Origin of the sequence: Helicobacter bilis (assembly GCF_001999985.1) — a bacterium.
Taxonomy (GTDB): domain Bacteria; phylum Campylobacterota; class Campylobacteria; order Campylobacterales; family Helicobacteraceae; genus Helicobacter_A; species Helicobacter_A rappini.
The window spans coordinates 927,940-948,851 of the sequence record NZ_CP019645.1 but is presented as its reverse complement, the minus strand read 5'-3'; the positions used below and the strand labels follow the sequence as shown (position 1 = coordinate 948,851).

The 20,912-nt window shown below is 35.0% G+C and carries 20 protein-coding genes and 2 pseudogenes; 15 read left to right on the top strand and 7 right to left on the bottom strand.

Going from position 1 to position 20,912, the window contains the following annotated elements:
- Positions 1-179: 179 nt before the first annotated feature.
- Both XJ32_RS04535 and XJ32_RS04530 read right to left on the bottom strand, forming a co-directional pair.
- Entirely contained in the window at positions 180-1,559 is a 1,380-nt protein-coding gene (locus tag XJ32_RS04535) for a S41 family peptidase (protein ID WP_077388488.1), read from the bottom strand.
- Between the two features lie 33 nt (positions 1,560-1,592).
- Positions 1,593-1,949, bottom strand: coding sequence for a rhodanese-like domain-containing protein (locus tag XJ32_RS04530; RefSeq protein ID WP_077388487.1), 357 nt, complete (start codon positions 1,947-1,949; stop codon positions 1,593-1,595).
- A 206-nt stretch (positions 1,950-2,155) separates the two neighbouring features.
- On the opposite strand from XJ32_RS04530, the gene metG reads away from it, so the two are divergent.
- From metG to XJ32_RS04510, 4 genes are all read left to right on the top strand, one after another.
- A complete protein-coding gene (metG, locus tag XJ32_RS04525) occupies positions 2,156-4,147 on the top strand; it encodes a methionine--tRNA ligase (protein WP_077388486.1) in 1,992 nt (663 codons plus the stop codon).
- A gap of 46 nt (positions 4,148-4,193) precedes the next feature.
- The gene (locus XJ32_RS04520; RefSeq protein WP_004086370.1) at positions 4,194-4,463 is read left to right on the top strand and encodes a hypothetical protein; all 270 of its coding nucleotides are present in this window, start codon (positions 4,194-4,196) and stop codon (positions 4,461-4,463) included.
- A gap of 119 nt (positions 4,464-4,582) precedes the next feature.
- Positions 4,583-4,891, top strand: coding sequence for a c-type cytochrome (locus tag XJ32_RS04515; RefSeq protein WP_077388485.1), 309 nt, complete (start codon positions 4,583-4,585; stop codon positions 4,889-4,891).
- A gap of 312 nt (positions 4,892-5,203) precedes the next feature.
- Positions 5,204-6,253 (top strand): D-alanine--D-alanine ligase, encoded by a 1,050-nt coding sequence (locus XJ32_RS04510; protein WP_077388484.1) that lies wholly within the window; start codon positions 5,204-5,206, stop codon positions 6,251-6,253.
- Positions 6,254-6,347: 94 nt separating this feature from the next.
- On the opposite strand, the gene XJ32_RS04505 is transcribed toward XJ32_RS04510, so the two are convergent.
- The 3 genes from XJ32_RS04505 to XJ32_RS04495 all read right to left on the bottom strand — a co-directional run bounded on the left by XJ32_RS04505 (position 6,348) and on the right by XJ32_RS04495 (position 8,964).
- Complete coding sequence (locus XJ32_RS04505) at positions 6,348-6,791, bottom strand: DMT family transporter (protein WP_077388483.1); 444 nt, start codon at positions 6,789-6,791, stop codon at positions 6,348-6,350.
- Between the two features lie 11 nt (positions 6,792-6,802).
- A complete protein-coding gene (locus XJ32_RS04500; protein WP_077388482.1) occupies positions 6,803-7,918 on the bottom strand; it encodes an alanine dehydrogenase in 1,116 nt (371 codons plus the stop codon).
- Between the two features lie 278 nt (positions 7,919-8,196).
- Complete coding sequence (locus tag XJ32_RS04495) at positions 8,197-8,964, bottom strand: MFS transporter (RefSeq protein ID WP_254422482.1); 768 nt, start codon at positions 8,962-8,964, stop codon at positions 8,197-8,199.
- 109 nt (positions 8,965-9,073) lie between these two features.
- Here XJ32_RS04495 and XJ32_RS04490 point away from each other — a divergent pair, with 109 nt between their 5' ends.
- The gene (locus XJ32_RS04490; protein WP_077388480.1) at positions 9,074-9,985 is read left to right on the top strand and encodes a PDC sensor domain-containing protein; all 912 of its coding nucleotides are present in this window, start codon (positions 9,074-9,076) and stop codon (positions 9,983-9,985) included.
- Between the two features lie 23 nt (positions 9,986-10,008).
- Positions 10,009-10,251, top strand: a complete 243-nt coding sequence (locus tag XJ32_RS04485) for a NifU family protein (protein WP_004086334.1) — start codon at positions 10,009-10,011, stop codon at positions 10,249-10,251.
- A 282-nt stretch (positions 10,252-10,533) separates the two neighbouring features.
- Here XJ32_RS04485 and rpsI read toward each other — a convergent pair whose 3' ends face one another.
- Both rpsI and rplM read right to left on the bottom strand, forming a co-directional pair.
- On the bottom strand, positions 10,534-10,926 hold the full coding sequence (gene rpsI / locus XJ32_RS04480) for a 30S ribosomal protein S9 (protein WP_077388479.1): 393 nt from the start codon (positions 10,924-10,926) through the stop codon (positions 10,534-10,536).
- A 12-nt stretch (positions 10,927-10,938) separates the two neighbouring features.
- On the bottom strand, positions 10,939-11,373 hold the full coding sequence (gene rplM / locus XJ32_RS04475) for a 50S ribosomal protein L13 (protein WP_004084569.1): 435 nt from the start codon (positions 11,371-11,373) through the stop codon (positions 10,939-10,941).
- Positions 11,374-11,716: 343 nt separating this feature from the next.
- Here rplM and XJ32_RS04465 point away from each other — a divergent pair, with 343 nt between their 5' ends.
- The 9 genes and pseudogenes from XJ32_RS04465 (at position 11,717) to XJ32_RS04425 (ending at position 20,825) form a co-directional block, all read left to right on the top strand.
- The gene (locus tag XJ32_RS04465) at positions 11,717-13,009 is read left to right on the top strand and encodes a citrate synthase (protein ID WP_077388477.1); all 1,293 of its coding nucleotides are present in this window, start codon (positions 11,717-11,719) and stop codon (positions 13,007-13,009) included.
- Between the two features lie 233 nt (positions 13,010-13,242).
- A complete protein-coding gene (locus tag XJ32_RS04460) occupies positions 13,243-14,268 on the top strand; it encodes a type I restriction endonuclease (RefSeq protein WP_077388476.1) in 1,026 nt (341 codons plus the stop codon).
- Between the two features lie 124 nt (positions 14,269-14,392).
- Positions 14,393-15,607, top strand: a complete 1,215-nt coding sequence (gene dxr / locus XJ32_RS04455) for a 1-deoxy-D-xylulose-5-phosphate reductoisomerase (RefSeq protein WP_077388475.1) — start codon at positions 14,393-14,395, stop codon at positions 15,605-15,607.
- Positions 15,608-15,662: 55 nt separating this feature from the next.
- Positions 15,663-16,097, top strand: coding sequence for a Dps family protein (locus XJ32_RS04450; protein ID WP_077388474.1), 435 nt, complete (start codon positions 15,663-15,665; stop codon positions 16,095-16,097).
- 10 nt (positions 16,098-16,107) lie between these two features.
- Entirely contained in the window at positions 16,108-16,470 is a 363-nt protein-coding gene (locus XJ32_RS04445) for a hypothetical protein (protein WP_005216649.1), read from the top strand.
- Between the two features lie 27 nt (positions 16,471-16,497).
- Positions 16,498-17,469, top strand: coding sequence for an NAD(P)H-dependent glycerol-3-phosphate dehydrogenase (locus XJ32_RS04440; RefSeq protein WP_077390132.1), 972 nt, complete (start codon positions 16,498-16,500; stop codon positions 17,467-17,469).
- Between the two features lie 48 nt (positions 17,470-17,517).
- Positions 17,518-17,790 (top strand): annotated as a pseudogene (locus XJ32_RS11810) (glycosyltransferase family 2 protein); the annotation flags it as partial.
- 1,333 nt (positions 17,791-19,123) lie between these two features.
- A pseudogene (locus XJ32_RS04430) lies at positions 19,124-19,421 on the top strand (glycosyltransferase family 2 protein); the annotation flags it as partial.
- Between the two features lie 261 nt (positions 19,422-19,682).
- On the top strand, positions 19,683-20,825 hold the full coding sequence (locus XJ32_RS04425; RefSeq protein WP_077388472.1) for a glycosyltransferase family protein: 1,143 nt from the start codon (positions 19,683-19,685) through the stop codon (positions 20,823-20,825).
- Positions 20,826-20,912: the final 87 nt, after the last annotated feature.

The window sequence follows — 20,912 nt, the reverse complement described above, 5'->3', positions numbered from 1 at the left end:
AGAATGGCGATTAGATTCTAATATATCATACTCAATGCAACAAAACACCTAACCTAGATTCTATCATGAAATTGGGCAGTTTTTGGGAAGTCAGATTCTAAAAAATACACCATATACAACAGCAACTAGGCGTGAGTAAAAACTAGTTTTATCCCCTTATGCTACAAGTTATTAAAAGCCTACTTTGCTGTGCCCTTAATAACTGCCCAAGTTTTTAGCACATCGATAGCACTTTTTAGCTGCATGTCTTTCATAACCATGCTTTGTGTAATATCTTTGCTTTCAGAATCTTTAGAATCTGCTTTTGAGTTATTCTTCTTTTCTTCTTGTAATAATTCATTTTTTAAATGTCGTTTTAAATCGGCTTCTTTAAACTCAAGCTGATTCTCATCACTTAGAGGCACTTCAGTTTCTGCCACAACAAGATCTGGGGTAATGCCTACTGCCTGTATGCTTCTGCCTGTTGGTAAATAATACTTTGCTATGGTAAGCTTCATTGCCTCTTTAGCTTCTCTGCCAAATGGAAAAATCTTTTGCACACTTCCTTTGCCAAATGTGCTTTCTCCCACAACAACTGCCCTTTTATAATCCTGCAATGCTCCCGCTACAATCTCACTCGCAGATGCACTACCACCATTTACAAGCACCACAAGAGGCTCATGTAAAAACTCTGCCTTGCCTGAAGTCTTAAGCTCGACATTCTCTATTTTACCTCGCTCACTCACAACCACGCCATCTTTTACAAAAAGGCTTACAAGCCCGATAGCTTGATCTAGCAATCCGCCCGGATTCCCACGCAAATCAAGCACAATGCCTTCAAATTTGCCAAGATCCTTTAAGCCCTTTTTCACTTCACGCGTTACATGCTGATCGAATGTCGCAACGCGAACATAAGCGTAATTTGTCTCTTCAATCTTACTTACCAAAGTAGATCGGACTTTGACATCATCTCGCTTAATCTCAAATTTTAGCGGCTTTGTTTCGCCTTTTCTTATGATTGTAAGTGTTACTTTTGTGCCTTTTTTGCCTTTCATAAGCGATACGGCTTGGTCTATTTTCATATCAAGTGTTGGGTTATCATCAATTTTTAGGATAATATCCCCGCTTTTTAAGCCGACTTTTTTAGCAGGTGTGTCATCAAGTGGTGCGATAATCGTTAATGCCCCATCTTTCATGCCAACGGTTATGCCTATACCGCTAAAACTACCGCTTGTTTTTGTGCGTAAGTCCTCATAATCTTTTTGCGGTAAATACGCAGAATGTGCGTCAAGATTGCTTAACATGCCAGAGATTGCTTTCTCAATAATCTCATTTGTATCCACATCGCTGACATAGCTACTTTCAACAAGATTCACTGCTGCCATGAACTTTTGTAACGCCCTATCTCTTTCTGCCTGTGTTAGCTTTTTCTTTGGCGGTGTTTGTGTGTTGGGTGTGCTTTGTGCGATTTGCATTTGTGTGTGGTCTGCAATATTTTGTGCTTGTAAGATTCCAAAGCCACCTACAAGCAAAGCCGATGATATAAACCCTGATAAAATATAAAAATTAAGATTTTTCATTGTGTCGTATCCAAAAAGTAAAATTTCAAAGAATTATTGTAAATCTCTTAAGCAATCTTTTGAGATACCTACAATCTCAAACTTTTCATAGAATCTAGCAAAGGTATCATCAAAAAAGTAGACATTATCGCAACCAAGCCTTACAAGCCTGCTCCCCATAGCAGACGCCCTGCCCCCTCTTTTACAATGTATGAGTATCTTTTTGTCTGGATTGTCTTTAGCAAGGTTGAAAAGGGCATGGGTTTCTTTAATATTTGGGACACCTTTAATGCGTGCTGCACATACTTCCTCTTCATCTCGCATATCAACCATAATATAATCATCTAGATTTGCTTCTTCAATATAAACCGCCTTTGCAAGACTTTTATTTCTCTTACCATACTCTTGCATGTATATCCTTGAATTTTAGTGAGATAAAGGCTATATTCTATCGTTATTTCATAAATAAAGGGAGAATATGTAATTAAAAGTTACTAGATTCTATAACTTTACATAATAGATATTGCCAACAAACATTTAAAACTGCAAAAAACCAACAAAATCAAGTATAATTAAAACTTTTTATTTATATATAATAAACGCACAAAAGGACTTAAATGAAGAAATTATTAACAACGCCTATTTACTATGTCAATGATGTGCCACACATTGGACATGCTTATACTACCATTCTTGCTGATGTTATGAAAAAATATTGGACTCTTAGGGGCGATGATGTATTTTTCCTTACAGGCACAGATGAGCATGGACAAAAGATAGAGGAAGCGGCAAAAAAGCATGGGATAAAAACGATTGAATATGCAAATTCTATCAGTGAAAAATTCCGCGATACATGGCGTGAATACGACATAGATTATGATAAATTTATCCGCACAACTTATTTTGAGCATATTCTATCCGTGCAAAAAGCCTTTGAGATTATGTATGATAGGGGGGATATTTATAAGGGGGCTTATGAGGGTATGTATTGCGTTGGCTGTGAGAGCTTTTTCACGCAAACACAAGTCATAGATGGAATCTACTGCCCTGATTGTAGTGGTAAGAAAGAAACTCGCCTTGTCAAAGAAGAGAGTTATTTTTTCGCCCTATCAAAGTATCAAGACAAACTTTTAGCATGGTATAGAGAGAATCCAGACTGCATTATGCCTTCACACAAAAGAAATGAGGTTATAAAATTTGTAGAGCAAGGCTTACAAGATTTATCCATTACTCGCATAAGCTTTGAATGGGGGATTAAGATTCCATTAAAATTGCGTGATAGTAAGCATATCATTTATGTATGGCTTGATGCGTTGATGAACTATGCTAGTGCGCTTGGCTATGGATTAGACTACAATAATGCGAAAGAGCAGCTAAGCTATAAAATGGAGCAAAATCCATGTTTAGAATCTAAAATGGAATACTTTAATAACACAACGCATATTGTAGGTAAGGATATATTGCGATTTCATGCGATATATTGGCCTGCATTTCTTATGAGTTTAGATTTACCACTGCCAAAGCACATTTTAGTGCATGGCTGGTGGACTATCGATGGTGTGAAAATGAGTAAAAGTATTGGCAATGTAATCCACCCGCTTGATATTAAAAACGCTTATCCTACCGATATATTCCGCTACTTTTTATTACGCGAAGTGCCGTTTGGTCAGGATGGCGACTTCTCACAAATAGCCCTTATAAATCGCAATAATGGGGAGTTAAGCAATGATTTAGGGAATCTGTTAAATAGGCTTATTGGCATGAGTGAAAAATATTTCCAGTTTGATTTAAGTAAAAGTTATGATGAAAACGCATATGTTTCACAAAAAGAAGAGATTTCTCGCATTATTAATCAAAGTTTAGCCTATATGGATTCTATGCAACCGCATAAGTTTTTAGAGTCTGTATGGGAACTTTTCTATCTAGCAAATACTATGATTACACAAATTGCTCCTTGGGAACTTATAAAGCAAGAAAAAAGTATAGAATGTAAAGCCTTTTTGAATCTTATTGCAAATATCCTTGCAAAAGCAGCCTTACTTCTTTATCCAATACTGCCTAATTCATGCAAAGAGATAAGCAGGGCATTAAATATCAGCATAGATTCTAAGCAGTTTGATACACTGATAATAAAGCAAGGATACATACAAGATTTTATGATACAAAAAGTTTGTGCGCTTTTTCCAAAGATAGAAGAACCACGCATGAAGACAATGCACCAACCTTTTGTAGAAAATAAACCACAAAAAGAAAAAGATTCTATCCATAAGCCATGCATAAACGATACGATTAATATTGACTATTTTCAGCAAATAGTCATTAAAGTCGGCACAATTATTGCCGCAGAAAAACTCCCAAAAAGCAAAAAACTTTTAAAATTGCAAGTTGATTTAGGCGAAGAAAAACCGCGTCAAATCATCGCAGGTATTGCTGAATTTTATGATACAGAGAATCTCATTGGCACACAAGCATGTGTATTAGCAAACTTAGCCCCAGCAAAGCTTATGGGTGAAATCAGTCAAGGCATGATTCTAGCATGTAAAGATGAAAATGGGTTAAGCCTTTTACGCACAGAACATGCAAGAGTGAATGGCTCAAGAATCAGTTAATTGATAAATTCACTAAATCTACAAAAGCATTGATACAGGAAAAAGTATGCAGTATGATAAAGCTAAGATAGAACAATGGATTAAAGCCTTTAAAATTGCCCTTATTGAAAATAATACACAAGAAGCATTTATGCTAACACAGAATCTACCTTTTGATACAAGCATGTCTATGAATAATGCGGATAAAGAATTGCTAGAATATTTAGATATAGCAAAAGAGCTTATATCTCAAACCATAGATTTACTAGAATCTAGCCAACATGATACAAGGCAACAAATGGAGAAAATACGACAAGCAAAGAAGTTTTTCTCTTAAACATGAGACTTTTTTGCTAAAAAATGTTGTTTCTCTGCGTTTTTATTACCATTATTAAGCTTGAAATAATAAAAAAAGTGTATAATTGAGACTTAATCAAATTACAGAAAGGATAGATTATGAGAAAGATGTTACCATTGATGGTTATTGTAGGTTTAGGTAGTGTTGCATTTGCGGCGAGTGATCCAGCTGCAATCATTGCAAAGCAATGTAAAACTTGCCATGGTGCAAAAATGGAAAAGTCTTATCTTAATAAGACAGCTGTTGTAAAAAATCTAAGCAGCGATGAAATTAAAAAAGACTTACTTGAGTATAAAGCAGGTAAGCTTAATCGCTACAAAATGGGCGCTCAAATGAAAGCTCAAACTGCAAAGCTTAGTGAAGAAGATATTGAAGCATTAGCAAAATATATCCCCACAATAAAATAAGCTAAGATTTGTGCCTTACTTTGCAAGAATATTATTCAAGTGAAAGTTTGGTGCAAAGCCCCATAAATCCCCTTTAATCAAGATTCTAGTGTTTCAATGAGTTTTGCTTTGAAGTGCTAGATCTTTAATCAAGATTCTAAAATCGTTGTTTTATGATAACTTATATATTATAATCTTGTGTTATAAAACCCTTACATGCGCGTAAATCTATATAATAATTCATGTAAATTTCAAGCTATTTTATAAAGCGTTACTTTTAAACTCAACATAAAATAGTGTAAAATTACAAAAACTTTTAATAAAGGAATAAATTTGAATCTTAGCATTATTTTTGGCGGTATAAGTTATGAGCATGAGATAAGCATTGTAAGTGCTATTACTATGGCACAAAAACTTGGTAAAAACATTAAAATCACACATTTTATTTTTCTTGATTCTAATCATGATTTCTACCTTATAGAATCTAGCAATATGAAGTCAAAATATTTCAGCAGCCTAGCCTATAAACAAGCTAAAAAGATTGAGATCGGTGTGGGTGGATTCTATGAATCTGGCTTTTTAGGTAAGAAAAAAATGCTAAATACAGGCTTACTGCTTAATCTCATACACGGCGGTGATGGCGAAGATGGTGTATTATCTGGCTTATTTGACTTTTATAAAATCGCCTACATTGGACCACGACTTGAGGCTAGCATATTAAGCTATAACAAGAGATTAACAAAGCTTTATGCAAAAGAATGCGGTGTTGAAACACTTCCCTACTATGTGTTAAAGCGAAATGAGACTTGCGAGATTCCATTTGAACTGCCCTATATCATTAAGCCCACATGTCTTGGCAGCTCTATTGGCGTATGCGTAGTTGAAGATCAAACAAAGCTTTCTTATGGGCTTGATTGTGCGTTTGAGTTTAGCAATGAAGTCATTATGGAGCCATTTAAAAAGGGGATAAAAGAGTATAATTTGGCTGGAACAAAGGTAAATGGCGAGTTTATCTTATCGCTTATTGAAGAACCAGTGAAAAAAGATTTATTAGGATTTGAGGATAAATATTTAGATTTTTCTAGGACTGAAGAGATTAAAAATGCAGAAATTACAGAATCTTTAACAAAGAATTTGCATGAAGCATTCAAAAAAATCTATAATACAACATTTGAGGGTGCGCTTATACGATGTGATTTTTTCGTATCTAGTGATAAAATCTATCTAAACGAGATTAATCCAATCCCTGGTAGCATGGCAAACTATCTTTTCTCTGATTTTGAATCCGTGCTAGAAAAGATCGCCACTTCCCTGCCAAGAAAACATGCCATTAACATAAACTATCAATATATTAATCAAATCCAAAGCGCAAAAGGGAAGTAATCTAATTTAGATTCTAAATGCACCAAAACTTTAGAATCTATTGCATCATACACAAAATTTAGTTTCAGCTTTAGTTAATATATAAAAATCTTGCTTAATGCTGTTCTTCGCCTAGAATCACACATATAATGCCCACAAAGCCAACTGCTATGCCTATATATTCTTTTATTGTGAGATTTGGTGGGAAAAAGAGAAAGGATATAAATAAGATTCCAATCATACCTACAATCTCCCACACAGAATATGCCACGCCTAAGGCGATTTTACGCAAGGCAAGAGACATGCAGTAATATGAAGCCGCGATCATGCTTAGCATAACAGCTTTTGCTATCATTGGCGGGGCTACTTCCACAGAAGCAATATCTACAACACCATCACTACTAAAAGGCTCAAGCCATAAAGGGATAGCATTTAGCATAGCCACACCACCAACTTCAAGCAAAATCGCAATAATCAAAAAAGTCCATGCGAGTGTGCGAGTGTGCCCTGTATTTACCGAATCTTTTGAATTTATAGAATCTTTTATTGTATTCTGCATATTATCCCCTTTTACAGCACACTTTTTGTGTCAATGTAGGGTAATGAAAAGCTTTTTGCCACAGATTCTAAGGCGATTTTACCATCATAAGCATTTAAGCCACCGATTGCACCGGGCATTTTTAGCATTTCTCTCCAACCTTTATTTGCGATACATTGCACATAGGGCAGAGACTCATAAGAGTAGGTAATACTTGAAGTTCGTGCAATCACGCCGGGTATATTTGGCACACCATAATGGATTAAGCCCTCTTCAACATAGGTTGGATCATCATGCGTTGTCTGCCTTGAAGTCTCAATGCAGCCGCCAAGATCCACAGACACATCTAGCACGACACCACCTTTATTCATAAGTCTTAAATGCTCTCTTGTGATAACCTTTGGGGTAGCCGTCGCAGTTACTAAAACCGCACCGATGAGTATGTCTGCTCCGCTTAATGCCTGTGTTATAGAATCTTCATTTGCGTATAGCACCTTGATTCTATTCTCTAGTGTAAGTGGGTGGTTTGCTATCTTTTGCGTATCAATGTCAAGCACACTTACATCAGCACCCATGCCTACTAGTATCCGTGCTGCGTTCATACCTACCGCACCGCCACCGACAACCACCGCTTTCGCAGGGGCTACACCAGCACAACCGCCAATAAGCACACCCCGACCGCCATAGTTTGTAGCAAGCAATGTCGCAGCATGCTGTGCGGCAAACTTACCTGTTACTTCACTCATCGCCGCTAATACGGGATAATTCCCCTTTGGTCCGGCTATCGTCTCACCACATATTGAAGTAATCCTAGATTCTACCAACGCAGTTGCAAGCTCTTTGGAGCAAGCAAGATCAAGGAAGCTATACAGAATCATATCGTTTCTCAGATATTTAAACTCAGATTCAATAGGCTCTTTACATTTTACAATCAGTTCAGAATCTTCCCATATTTTCTTAGCATTTGAGACAATCTTTGCCCCTGCTCTTTCATAATCCTTATTTGTATAGCCTATGCTGCTACCTAAGCCATCTTCTACATAAATAGTGTGATTTGTGCTTGATTGTTGTAATAATGCCACATCACTTGGCACAAGCCCCACTCTATGCTCGTGATTCATAATCTCTTTTGGAATACCAATAATCATTGCTTCTCCCTTATATTTTATAGAAAGCTAATTGTTATAAAAGTGTCATTATATCGCAATATTGCGTAAAATGTGTTAGTGTGGTTATCTTTGTGTTGTGCAACATTGTGAGATTTGTCCTTGCGGTATCGTGTGTTAATTGTGTTTTTATCAGCAGTAATACATCTCTCACTTTTTAAAAGTACAAAAAGCTTTTAGGGTGCATTTGTGTAGAATCTGAAACTACATTGCCCAAACCTAAATCAACATGGAATTCTAGACTTAAAATAAAATAGATTTTACCCCACACGGATTGTTTTAATTCTAAGCCAAGCGATACTATAAAATATCGGTGCAAGTATGAGACATATAATCCCAAGTGGCAACACAAAGCGACCGACTAATCCCGCACATAGCACAATATAAAATGCACTCATAAAGAGTTTTTCCCCTGTAATCTTGCCTAAAAGTCTTAGATATAGAATCATGCCTATAAATATACTGATTGTTGAAAGCCCTATAAAGCCAAAGAAGAGTTCACCACTCATCTCAATACCAAAGATTCCAGAAAATAACGCTAATAATGTAATAAAATACATACTACCAGATGACATAAAAAAATAAAACATAAGCATCTTATTTTGTGCCTGTATGGCGATTTGCTTTGTGAGTAAAAACTGCATATACGCTGCGATAAAAAGCGGTATTACAAATATAGGCAATATAAAGTTACAAACTAGCATGATTTTTACTCTGCGTTTAAAAAGTGTGATATTTTCAAGCGGGATAATATAACCCTTTGGTGTAGATTCTACATGTATTTGGCTTGTATTTGTTGATATAGATTCTGTGGTTGTGTGTTGATTGTTTTGTGGTGTTATCTCTATATCAATATTACAAGCTATGTCATTATGTATATCAAAAATAACTTGCCTATTGATTAATGAATTATTTTGTATATCATAAAGATTATTGATATGTGTGAGGGATAATTCATATATTTCGCCATTATCTGCTTTAATAAAGCCATTTGGTAAAACCACACCTTTTAATCTTTCGTTTTGCACTATCACTCCTTATTTGTTGTAATTATAGTAAAAAAGCGTGATTTCATAAAAACATTTGCTTTTATGCTAGAATACCACATAAACAGAATCTAATTCAGTAAGGAAAACAATGCTTTCACGCGATATTGTAACCTATTCAAAAGTGCGTTATGAAGTGCGCGCATACATGGTTTATCTTTTTACACAAAATATTAAAAACTTTATGCCAAACCCAAGCTTTGAAAGCGTATTAGAAGGGCTTACACGCATTAAAGATGAGATAAAAGTCTTTGATTCTATGTATATTTTAGATAAAAACGGCACACAGCTAAGCGATGTTTTGCAGCCAAATGGTGCATTGCCAAATGAAAATAAAAACTTTTCTAATCGTGCGTATTTCTATGAAGCTATAGAGGAGAGACGATGTATCATCACAAACCCTTATCCATCAAGGATTGATGGCGATCTTGTCGTAACCGCTGCTTATCCCGTGTATAATGAAGCCCATGAGTTGCTTTTTGTTGTCTGCATTGACATTCATTTGCGTGATGCGATAAAGATTAGCTCACCTAGCCTATTTTTTGGAATCTTTTCTAATTTTAGCATTGCCATGTATTTTTTATGTTCCATTTCACTTGCTTTTGTTTCAATCATTTTGATTGTAAAGGGTATCGTGAAACTATGGTCAGAAGATTTATTACAATTTAGCGATTTTAAAGTAGAAGATATCTTTGAATCTACCATACTCTTAACCCTAGCCCTTGCTATATTTGACTTAGTGAAAGCCATTTTTGAAGAGGAAGTGCTGGGAAAAAACACAGGGCAGAAAACCTACACAGTCCATAGGACAATGATTCGCTTTCTAGGCTCTATTATCGTAGCCTTAGCGATTGAAGCTTTAATGCTTGTATTTAAATTTAGCATTGATTCACCAGAAAAGCTCATATATGCAGTATGGCTTATCTTGGGTGTAGCAATACTTCTTATCGCATTAGCTATATATGTAAAGCTCTCATTTGCTGCTCAACAAAATAAAGATTGATAGATTTAATACAAGGATAGATTATGTTTCCATTTAGCGATACCGAGCTTTTAGCCCCCGTGCGACAAAGTATAAATAGTGTGCGTCCCATACTGCTAAAAGATGGCGGTGATATTGAGATTGTAGAAATCAAAAATGCGTGTGTCTTTGTGCGTTTTCATGGTGCATGTAGTGGCTGCCCTAGTAAAAATGCGACTTTACATAATGCGATATTAGCTACTCTGCAAAGAGATATCCACCCAGATATTAAAGTGAGTGAAGTTTGAGATGAAGTCATGTATTTTTTCAGGGTAAAAAGACAAACAGCAAAACGGAATCCAGATTCCTTTTCTGTTTAAACAATACAAATGCAAGAAAATCGCTTTTAAAAATAAAATCAAGCAAAACCCAATGTAAAAAAAACAATTAACTATTACCCCTAAAGATTCTAGGCAGAACAAAAATATTAATTAAACAGATTTTCAAAGAAAGGAACAAGCTGTAATATCGAATCTTTGCGATCCATATATACAGCCCGTAGCAGAAAATGGAGAAAATATAAAAGAATCTTATCTTTTTGAGAATTGTGGGCTTCTTCTAGCCTTGCGCTTACCATATTTTTTACGCTCTACAACTCTTGCATCGCGTGTAAGCAATCCAGCACTTTTAAGCTCTTTGCGGAACGCATCTCTATCAAAGTTATTTAACGCTTTTGCTATACCGCTACGCAAAGCTTCAGCCTGTGCAGAGTAGCCACCACCAAGTGTAATCGCACGAATATCTACCGATTTATCCTGCTTTGTAAGCACAAGCGGCTGCATAACTTTCATTTTGATAGAATCATGTCTGCCAAGCCACTCATCTAATCCCATATCATTGATTGTAAGTTTGCCTGTCCCACTGCTTAACCATACCTTTGCAATCGCAGTTTTTCTTTTTCCTGTTGCATAAACCTTACTCATTACATTCCTTTATTATGCTTTTTTAGAATCAGCTACTTGAGCTGTGTGTGGATGTGTAGCACTTGAATACACTTTTAGCTTTTTAATCATAGCACGACCAAGTCTTGTTTTTGGTAGCATACCTCTTACTGCAAGTCTATAAAGCTTTTCTGGTTGCTTCTCAAGCATTTCTGCTAAAGTCTTTGACTTTGTGCTACCAAAATAGCCTGAATGTGTGAAGTATTTCTTATCATCAAGCTTGTTTGTGCCATTAAACTGCACTTCTTTTGCATTGATAATTACCACAAAATCACCGCAATCCAAATGCGGCGTATAACTTGCCTTATGTTTGCCTCTTAGTAGTGTCGCTGCTTCAGCGATTAATCTACCAAATACCTTGCCTTTTGCATCAAGGACAATCCAATCTCTTTGGATTTCCCCCTGCTTTGGTGTTTTAGTGAGTTCCATAATTTGCCTTTAAAACATGTAAAATATTTTTAAAAACAGAATTCTAATCAGCATTTACTTAAATATAGCTTAATTTAAGTTAAATTTAATATTTAAAGTCCCAAGCGTATCTACTTAAAGATTTGTTTGCTTTGAATATACAAGCCAATTATGACAATAGCATGCAGTTTTGTAACATGTATATATTTGCAGTATCGATAATATACAATGTGCTAGAAAAATGCTTGAAAAAAAGATACAATGCAATCAATCTAGGGGTGTTATTGTGCGGCTTTATAGAATCTTTGTTGCACAAATGGGGCATTGCTAGACTATATAAGCTTTATTTACAGAAAGGATTAATATGGGTAAGAATACAGTAACACTCACAAACAATGAGACAAATGAAAGCTTTGACTTTGATTTGATCAATTGCACAAGGGGACCAAAGGCGATTAATTTTAGCAAACTCTACGAGACTGCGGGGATTTTCTCTTATGATCCCGGGTATGGCAGCACAGCAGGGTGTGAATCTACTATTAGCTATGTTGATGGTAAAGAGGGGGCACTGCTTTATAAGGGCATTCCTATCCAAGATTTAGTAGCAAAGTATAGCTTTACAGATGTATGCCGTTTGCTTATCGCTGAAGATGGTTTGCCAAAAAATAAGGAAGAATCACAAGCTTTTGATCTTGAGCTAAGGCATAGGGGCTTTTTACATGAGCGACTAAAATCTGTCTTTGCTGCTTTCCCAGATAAAGCACACCCTATGGCTACGCTATCAGCACTCGTAAGCGTTTTAGCAACGCTGTATTATGACCATAAAGAAATGGACGATGAAGATGATTATCAAATGATGGCAAGAAGAATCATCGCAAAAACGGCTACAATGGTAGCATTTTGCTATCGCCATAGCGTTGGTGCGCCTTTTATTGAGCCAGATGTATCAAAAAGCTATGTAGAAAACTTTTTATACATGTTGCGAGGTTATCCGCATGGCAGATTCAAAAATACGCTAAAGGGTGAAGAAGGCGTTGATGCAGTAGAGATTGAAGCCCTTGATAAGATTCTAACACTACATGCAGAACATGGACAAAACGCCTCCACCACAACGGTGCGAAATGTCGCTTCAACAGGCGTGCATCCTTATGCAGCAATCTCTTCAGGTATCGCAGCACTTTGGGGACCAGCACACGGCGGTGCAAATGAGGCAGTTTTACAACAATTGCGTGAAATCGGCGATGTTAAAAATGTAGATAAATATGTCGCTAGAGTGAAAGATAAAAATGATCCATTTAGACTTATGGGCTTTGGACATCGTGTGTATAAGAACTATGACCCAAGGGCAAAAACTCTAAAAGCCTTGAAAGATGATTTAAATAAACGCGGTATCAAAATGGATATGCGTTTGAGTGAAATCGCAGAAAAAGTGGAAGAAGTAGCATTAAGTGATTCATACTTTATTGAGAGAAAACTCTATCCAAATGTGGATTTTTATAGCGGCATTATTTTGACTGCCTTAAAGATTCCAACAGAGCTTTTCACACCTATATTTGTTTTAGGTAGAATGCCCGGCTGGTGTGCTAACTTGATAGAGCATGTAAAAAATCCATCAGTAAGAATCACACGCCCACGACAAGTTTATTTGGGGAAATAGCTAAAATCCGACTGCCTATTGTCCAAAATAGTTGGAATTTGACATAAAATTGCACCGCATTGTTATGCGTAGTTTTATGTCTGTAAGATATCCTATAGTATTAAACAACAGCAAATTATTCCTAGACATACACACAAAATAATAAACAAATCTCAAACATTGTTATAAAAATATAGAAATATTTTGCTACAATAATGAGAAAGCAGTTTTTTAGGATAAGTAGGGGTATTATCATGTTGGAAGATAAAATTTTTGAGTTGGCACAGCGTGTAAAAACACAAAAGGACAACATTAAAACAGAGGAAGCCACAAAGCATAGCTTTGTATTACCTTTTCTTAGTGCGCTTGGGTATGATGTGTTTGATAATCATGTGGTTGTGCCGGAATTTGTTGCAGATATTGGAACAAAAAAAGGGGAAAAAGTTGATTATGCTATATTGAAAGATGGCAAACCACTTGTGCTTATTGAAGTAAAAAATCATAGTGAAAATTTAAATAATCATAACAATCAGCTAGTGCGTTATTTTAATGTTGTGTCTGATGCAAAATTTGCGATTTTGACAAATGGCATAGAATATCGCTTTTTTTCTGATTTGGATAATGATAACATTATGGATCAATATCCTTTTATGATTTTTCATCTAGAAAATATTAAACAACGAGACTTGAAAGAGCTTGAAAAATTTACCAAAGAACAACTTGATATAGATTCAATCGTGCAATTTGCAAGTATTGCAAAAAGCCACAAACAAATTCAGGAAATTTTCAGGAATCAAATAGAAAATCCAGATGATGATTTTGTGAAGTTTTTTGCAACGAAAATAACATCAAGACGCATGACAGAAGGCATTATTAATGATTTGGCAAACGAGAAAATCCTAGCCGTTAAGAATTCTCTTTCAAAAGACGAAAAACAAGATGAAGCAGAAGTAAATACTAATGAAGAAGAGCTTATTGTTACCACAGAAGAAGAATTGCAGGGATTCTACATTGTCAAGTCATTTTTTGCGGAATGTAAGAATTTTGATATTGAGAGAATTACATATAAAGACACCTTTAGTTATTTTGGAATCTTAGCGGATAACAATTTAAGAAAATGGTTTTGTCGGCCATGGTTTAATGGTAGCAAAAAATACATTACTATCCCTACAACTGAAAAAGATAAGCGTATAGATTTAGAAAATATTAGTGATATTTATCGATACAAACAAGAGATTTTGGCAGCTTTTACACTAAAAACAAACGAGCAGTTGTCGTAAAAGAATGTGACTCTATATGGAAACTGGCATAAAATTATATGATACTTCTATCATCTTGTTTAAAATACAATATTTCATTTTTTTGCTTTAATTTTGTATTGCAAAATTCGCAAAAAGGCATAGAGTGGTTATATTAGGTAGCACTGGTAGCATAGGTATAAACGCACAAAAAGTTGCAAAGCAGTTTAACATAGAGATTGAAGCCCTTGCGTGCGGTAGTAATATCGCATTGTTTAACGAGCAGATTAGAGAGTGTAAGCCTAAGTTTGTCGCTATCGCAGATGAAAAAAATCTTAATATGTTACAACCACAAGATAGCATAGTGTTTGTCGGCGAAGAGGGCATTTGTAAAATGCTTGAAATATGTAAATCACAAAAGATTCTAAATGCGGTGGTAGGCTATGCTGGTCTTAGCTTTAGTCTCAAGACTATTGCATTACAAAAAGAGCTTATCCTTGCCAATAAGGAATCCTTAGTGGTTGCAGGACATTTGATAAAGCAAAATATCATGCAAAACTTAGAATCTACTAAAGATTCTAAGCATACAGAATCTAGCACAAGAAACTACATGCTAGAGCATATTTTCCCCATTGATAGCGAACATTTTAGCTTATGGTCTTTACTAGCAATTTTAGATTCTAAAAATAAATCAAATATTACGCATTACAAAGCTTTTAAGAATCTCTATATTACCGCTTCTGGTGGGGCTTTAAGAGATTTTCCACTCGAAAAGATTCCATACGCTACACTAAGCGATGTATTGAAACATCCAACATGGAGTATGGGGCAAAAAATCACAATAGATTCAGCAACACTTGTAAATAAGCTTTATGAGATTTTAGAGGCTTATTGGCTTTTTGATACAAAAAACATTCATGCCTTTATTGAGAGAAGCTCCCTTGTGCATGCTTTTATAGAATCTAGTGATAATTCATTAAATGCTAGTGTAAGTCATGCGGATATGTGTTTGCCCCTTGCTTATGGTGTGGATAGATTCAAGGCTCAAAGTAGCTTTTGTATCACTCCGCTTAGCATAAATGACTTTGTAAAAATAAATTTTCAAAAAATACAGACAGATCGCTATCCACTATGGGCGTATAAAGATCTTTTGCTAGATTGCCCACATTTGGGTATAGCTCTAAACTCTAGTAATGAATTAGTCCAGCAATATTTCCTGCAAGAAAAACTCCCCTTTTATGCACTAGCAGAAGTAAGTATGCAGGTATTAGAGAAAATGAAAGATACAAAGATTCCAAATACTTTAGAATCTATCCTTGCTTTTAGACAAGAGGCAAGGGCTTTAGCAGATTTTTTTATAAAAAACTTGAAACAAAGATAAAAGTCCTTAAAGATATGCTAAACTCTCAAAGTTATTTTATTTTGAGAGGTGTTTCATGGAACAGATAAAGATTTTAAAGCAACTTCAGGCAGATTCATTAGTTTTCTTTACAAAAACTCACAATTACCACTGGAATGTAAAAGGCAAAGATTTTCCACAAGTCCATGCGGCAACAGAAGAGATTTATAATCAATTCGCAGAAATCTTTGATGCTCTAGCAGAGAGAATCATACAGCTTGGCGACACTCCGTATGTAACGCTAAAAGAAGTGCTTGACAAAGCAAAGATCAAAGAAGAAAGCAAAACTAGCTTTAAGTCAAAAGATGTATTAGAATCCGTTTTAGAAGATTACAAATATTTCCTAAAAAACTTTAAAAAACTTTCAGAAGTGGCAGCAAAAGAGAATGACACTACAACACAAGGACTTGCAGATTTACAAGTAGCACATTTAGAAAAAGCAATTTGGATGCTTAACGCACAACTTGCATAGGTAGGCTTGTGTGCCTTACTCCATTAACAAGCAAGATTCCACAATGCAGCAAGGTATCATAGAAGACACTTTGGAGATAAGCGATCTTGATATGCGTATATCAAATGATGAAAAGGAAGAGCTTGTAACCTTTGATGAAAAAAGGGAGGGTATAGGGAGATTTAATCTTCTTATAGCGTGTTTCATTCTGTCTGTCATTATGGCTATTTTTATCCCAAAGATTTTTATTTCTAATAATATTTATTACACAAGTCGAGAAATTGCAAGGTTAAATGCTGAAAAAGAGCTATTATATGAAGAAAGAATGCGATTAAAAAGAGAAATAGAGATTATAAACAACAAGCATTTAATGCTAGAGTTAGGGACCAAATAATCAAATGGTGTGGGAGAGATTCATATAATGCAGGATATATTTGTGTTTGGCGGCGGTGCTTGGGGACTTGCCCTAGCTCATGCGTTTAGTCAAAAAAATCGTGTTTTTGTATTATCAAGGCGAAAGCTAAATCTCACACAATATGGCAGTGATATTACACAAGATTCTAATACTACCCCCTATCAACTTAGCTATGATGACTTTATAACACACTATAAAAATTCTAAGAACCCACTTTGTGTGATCGCCATTGCAAGTGCTTTTTTACGAGAGTTTATGCAGAAGGCAAGTTTTTTAGAATCTGTGCGTAATGATATGCAAATCCTTGTAGCAAGTAAGGGGATAGAGCAAGGTAGTGGGGCTTTTGTCAATGAGATTTTAGAGCAGTATTTTAAGGCAGATTCTATGTGCTATCTTGCTGGACCTAGCTTTGCTAAAGAAGTGATGAAAGGGCTTCCTTGTGCGTTAGTGATACACTCAAGCAATGAAGATTTAAGCAAAAGATACGCACAATGCTTCCCTAGTTTCATTAAAACCTATGTGCAAAATGATGTTATAGGCGCTGAAATCGCAGGGGCATATAAAAATGTTATCGCCATTGCTGGTGGGATTTGCGATGGACTAGGACTTGGGAATAATGCTAAGGCATCACTGCTTTCTCGTGGGCTTGTTGAGATGGCGCGTTTTGGTGCGTTTTTTGGTGCAAAACAAGAAACTTTTTTGGGATTATCTGGTAGTGGGGATTTATTTCTTACCTCAAATTCTACAATGTCAAGGAACTATCGCGTAGGTTTTGGACTTGCTAATAATAAATCGCTAGAAGAGATTCTAAATGAATTAGGCGAAGTAGCAGAAGGTGTATATAGTGCAAAATCAATCGTGCAAATCAGCAAAAAGCACAATCTCTACACACCCATAGCCTTTGAAGTTCAAGCCATTTTAGAAGGTGGTGCCGTGCAAGTTGGGTTAAAAAATTTACTTGCGAATAAGTTGAAATAATATAAAGGTATGAAAATTTACAATACACCAACACAAAAGGAAACCACCATGCAAAACAAAAAAGTAGGCGTTGTAATACCAATCTATAATGTAGCAGAGTATCTAAGAGAATGTCTAGATTCTGTAATCAATCAAACATATAAGAATCTAAGCATTGTTTTAGTCAATGATGGTAGCACGGATAATAATGAAAGTCTAAATATAGCAAAAGAATATGTAGCAAAAGATTCTAGATTTATACTTATAGATAAAGAAAATGGTGGGCAAAGCACAGCTAGAAATGTAGGTATTGCATGGTTTAGTGAAAAGTATGAAGCAAAACTAGATTCTAGTATAAATTTAGAATCTAGCACAACATATACAATAGATTCCACGCTTCAATATAAAGATAAAGTAAAACCAGATTTGAAAGCAACTTGTCATACTGAGCCTTTGAGTGAAGTATCCAACATGGAATCAAATTTTTACTTAGATTCTGAAATAGATTCAAATAAAGATTTTTCACCTATGACTAAAAATAACAAGAATCTGAACTCTACACAAAACACAAACTACAATAATAGAATAAATAGCAACAATGGGGGGGGGGGGGTAACACTCTATTCCTATAACATTACAAATGAAAACCCATATAATATTTATAAAATCTATGCATCTAATACCACAAACAATCATAACTCCACACTCCAACCACAAAAAATAGACTATATTATCTTTTTAGATTCTGATGACTATTGGAAACCTTATTGCATAGAAGAGTGTATAAAGCATTCAGATGGTGTAGATATTGTGTGGTTTGATTATGAGGTTGATTGTGGTGAGATAGAGGCAAGCCCTATAACTCAGCTTCATGCATTAAAGATACCGCAACAAAAAATTAATATGCAAGATTGGCTATATAGGCTTTATGATAAACAGCAAATTTATTTTTCTTGGGTGTGGCAGGGTATCATAAATTTTAAATTTTTAAAGCACATTGATCTCTATTTTTACGACAAGGTATTTGCCGAAGACCACTTGTTTGGTACTTTACTCTTTTTGCAAAGTGAGTTCATTTATGTAATCCCAAAACCATTTTATGTTTATAGAATAAGATCAAATAGCTCGTGTGATTTTGATCCAGACCATATTTATATACCCCGCCATTTTGAACAATATTGCGATATTTTTGACAACAGGTTAATAACTAAAGAATATTATATTGCTAGTAGCTGGTTATTTATGTTTTTGGCGTTCATGAAATTTTTGGAGGATAATCAAAAAGTTAATGATGAGATTCTGCAAAATCTCTTTTCACTCTACATACAACACAGCCTAAAACTTTTTGATTTTAAGCATGACCCCCTAAATCTCATTCCCAAGCTACCAGCAATAGAACCTTATCTCAAAAAAGGTTTTAAATATCGCCATAAACTCCGTATCACAAATCCAAAGAAATACAATAGACTAAAGCTTCTATTTGCAGGTTATGATTTCATAAAAAGTGTTGAGAGAAATATACGCAAGATCTTTAAATTACACAATAAAGCATGTCAAAACAAACAACGCTAATCAAAATTTCATAACGCTCGCAATGTATACATCATTTAATTTGCTATAATAGCAAGTTTGTTTGAGAGATAAACTCAAATATACATAAACATGAGAGAACACCATGCAACATAACACTACAACAACACAATCTCCACAAAACAAAAAAGTAGGCGTTGTAATACCAATCTATAATGTAGCAGAGTATCTAAGAGAATGTCTAGATTCTGTAATCAATCAAACATATAAGAATCTAAGCATTGTTTTAGTCAATGATGGTAGCACAGATAATAATGAAAGTCTAAATATAGCAAAAGAATATGTAGCAAAAGATTCTAGATTTATACTTATAGATAAAGAGAATGGTGGGTTATCTAGTGCTAGAAATGTAGGTATTGCATGGTTTAGTGAAAAGTATGAAGCAAAACTAGATTCTAGTATAAATTTAGAATCTAGCACAACATATACAATAGATTCCACGCTTCAATATAAAGATAAAGTAAAACCAGATTTGAAAGCAACTTGTCATACTGAGCCTTTGAGTGAAGTATCCAACATGGAATCAAATTTTTACTTAGATTCTGAAATAGATTCAAATAAAGATTTTTCACCTATGACTAAAAATAACAAGAATCTGAACTCTACACAAAACACAAACTACAATAATAGAATAAATAGCAACAATGGGGGGGGGGGGGGTAACACTCTATTCCTATAACATTACAAATGAAAACCCATATAATATTTATAAAATTTATACTGCTAGCACTCATGCAACCACGACACAACAAGAATTTAGCACAGATTCTAAAACTTTAAAATCCAATAATTCCCAAAACAACACAGATGAATCTCAGCATAAAATAAACAACATAAATCATCACAAAGATAGCCCACCTCACAATACAGAATCCATACACAATATAAACACCACAAAACACAATATAAACACCACAAACAATCATAACTCCACACTCCAACCACAAAAAATAGACTATATTATCTTTTTAGATTCTGATGACTATTGGAAACCTTATTGCATAGAAGAGTGTATAAAGCATTCAGATGGTGTAGATATTGTGTGGTTTGATTCCTGCATATTGCATGAAGGCATGCAACCACATTCACATGATAAAGATGTATATCAAATTTATGCGCAAAAAGACAATAACATGCTAACACAAAAAGAATGGATACAAATATTTGTCAATTCGAATGAGAATTACTTTGCCGCCGCATGGCCATTTTTAATCAATTTCCATTTGTTGAAGTCTATACAACTCGCTTTTGTTGATTATGCGATTTATGAAGATGTCAATTTTGGAGTACTGCTTTTTCTACAAAGCCAAAGAATTTTTATGGTAAAACAAAAGTTGCATGTGTATCGAGTCCGTCCAAATAGCATCACCAATACGACACAAAATACACCGGTTCCACATTATGTCAAACATATTTATGATACTTTTAAAGACAAGCAAGTTATGCGAAAATATCATACATGTAGTAGCTGGTTTCTTATGTTGCTTGAATTTATGGAGTTTATAAACGCAAATCCAAGTAAGCTAGATGACAAGGCAAAACAAAAGTTTCTATCCCCATATATAGAGCCAAGCTGCCATCTTTTAAGTTTTAAGCATGATCCATTGAGCCTTATCCCAAAGCTTACAATCTTAGAGCCCTATCTTGACAAAAAGTTTAAATGGCGTGATAGATTGCGCATCACAAATCCAGCAAAATATAATAGACTAAAACCCTTGTTTAATATTTATGATTCCATAAAAGGTATCGAAAGAGCTATAAGGCGGCTATTTAGACCTAAGAGATAATCAAAATAAATACTTGCACTCTGAAAGATGCAAATGTCTTTGCAACATCCGTTTAAAAAATAACTCACATAATCTCACACAAGCAAC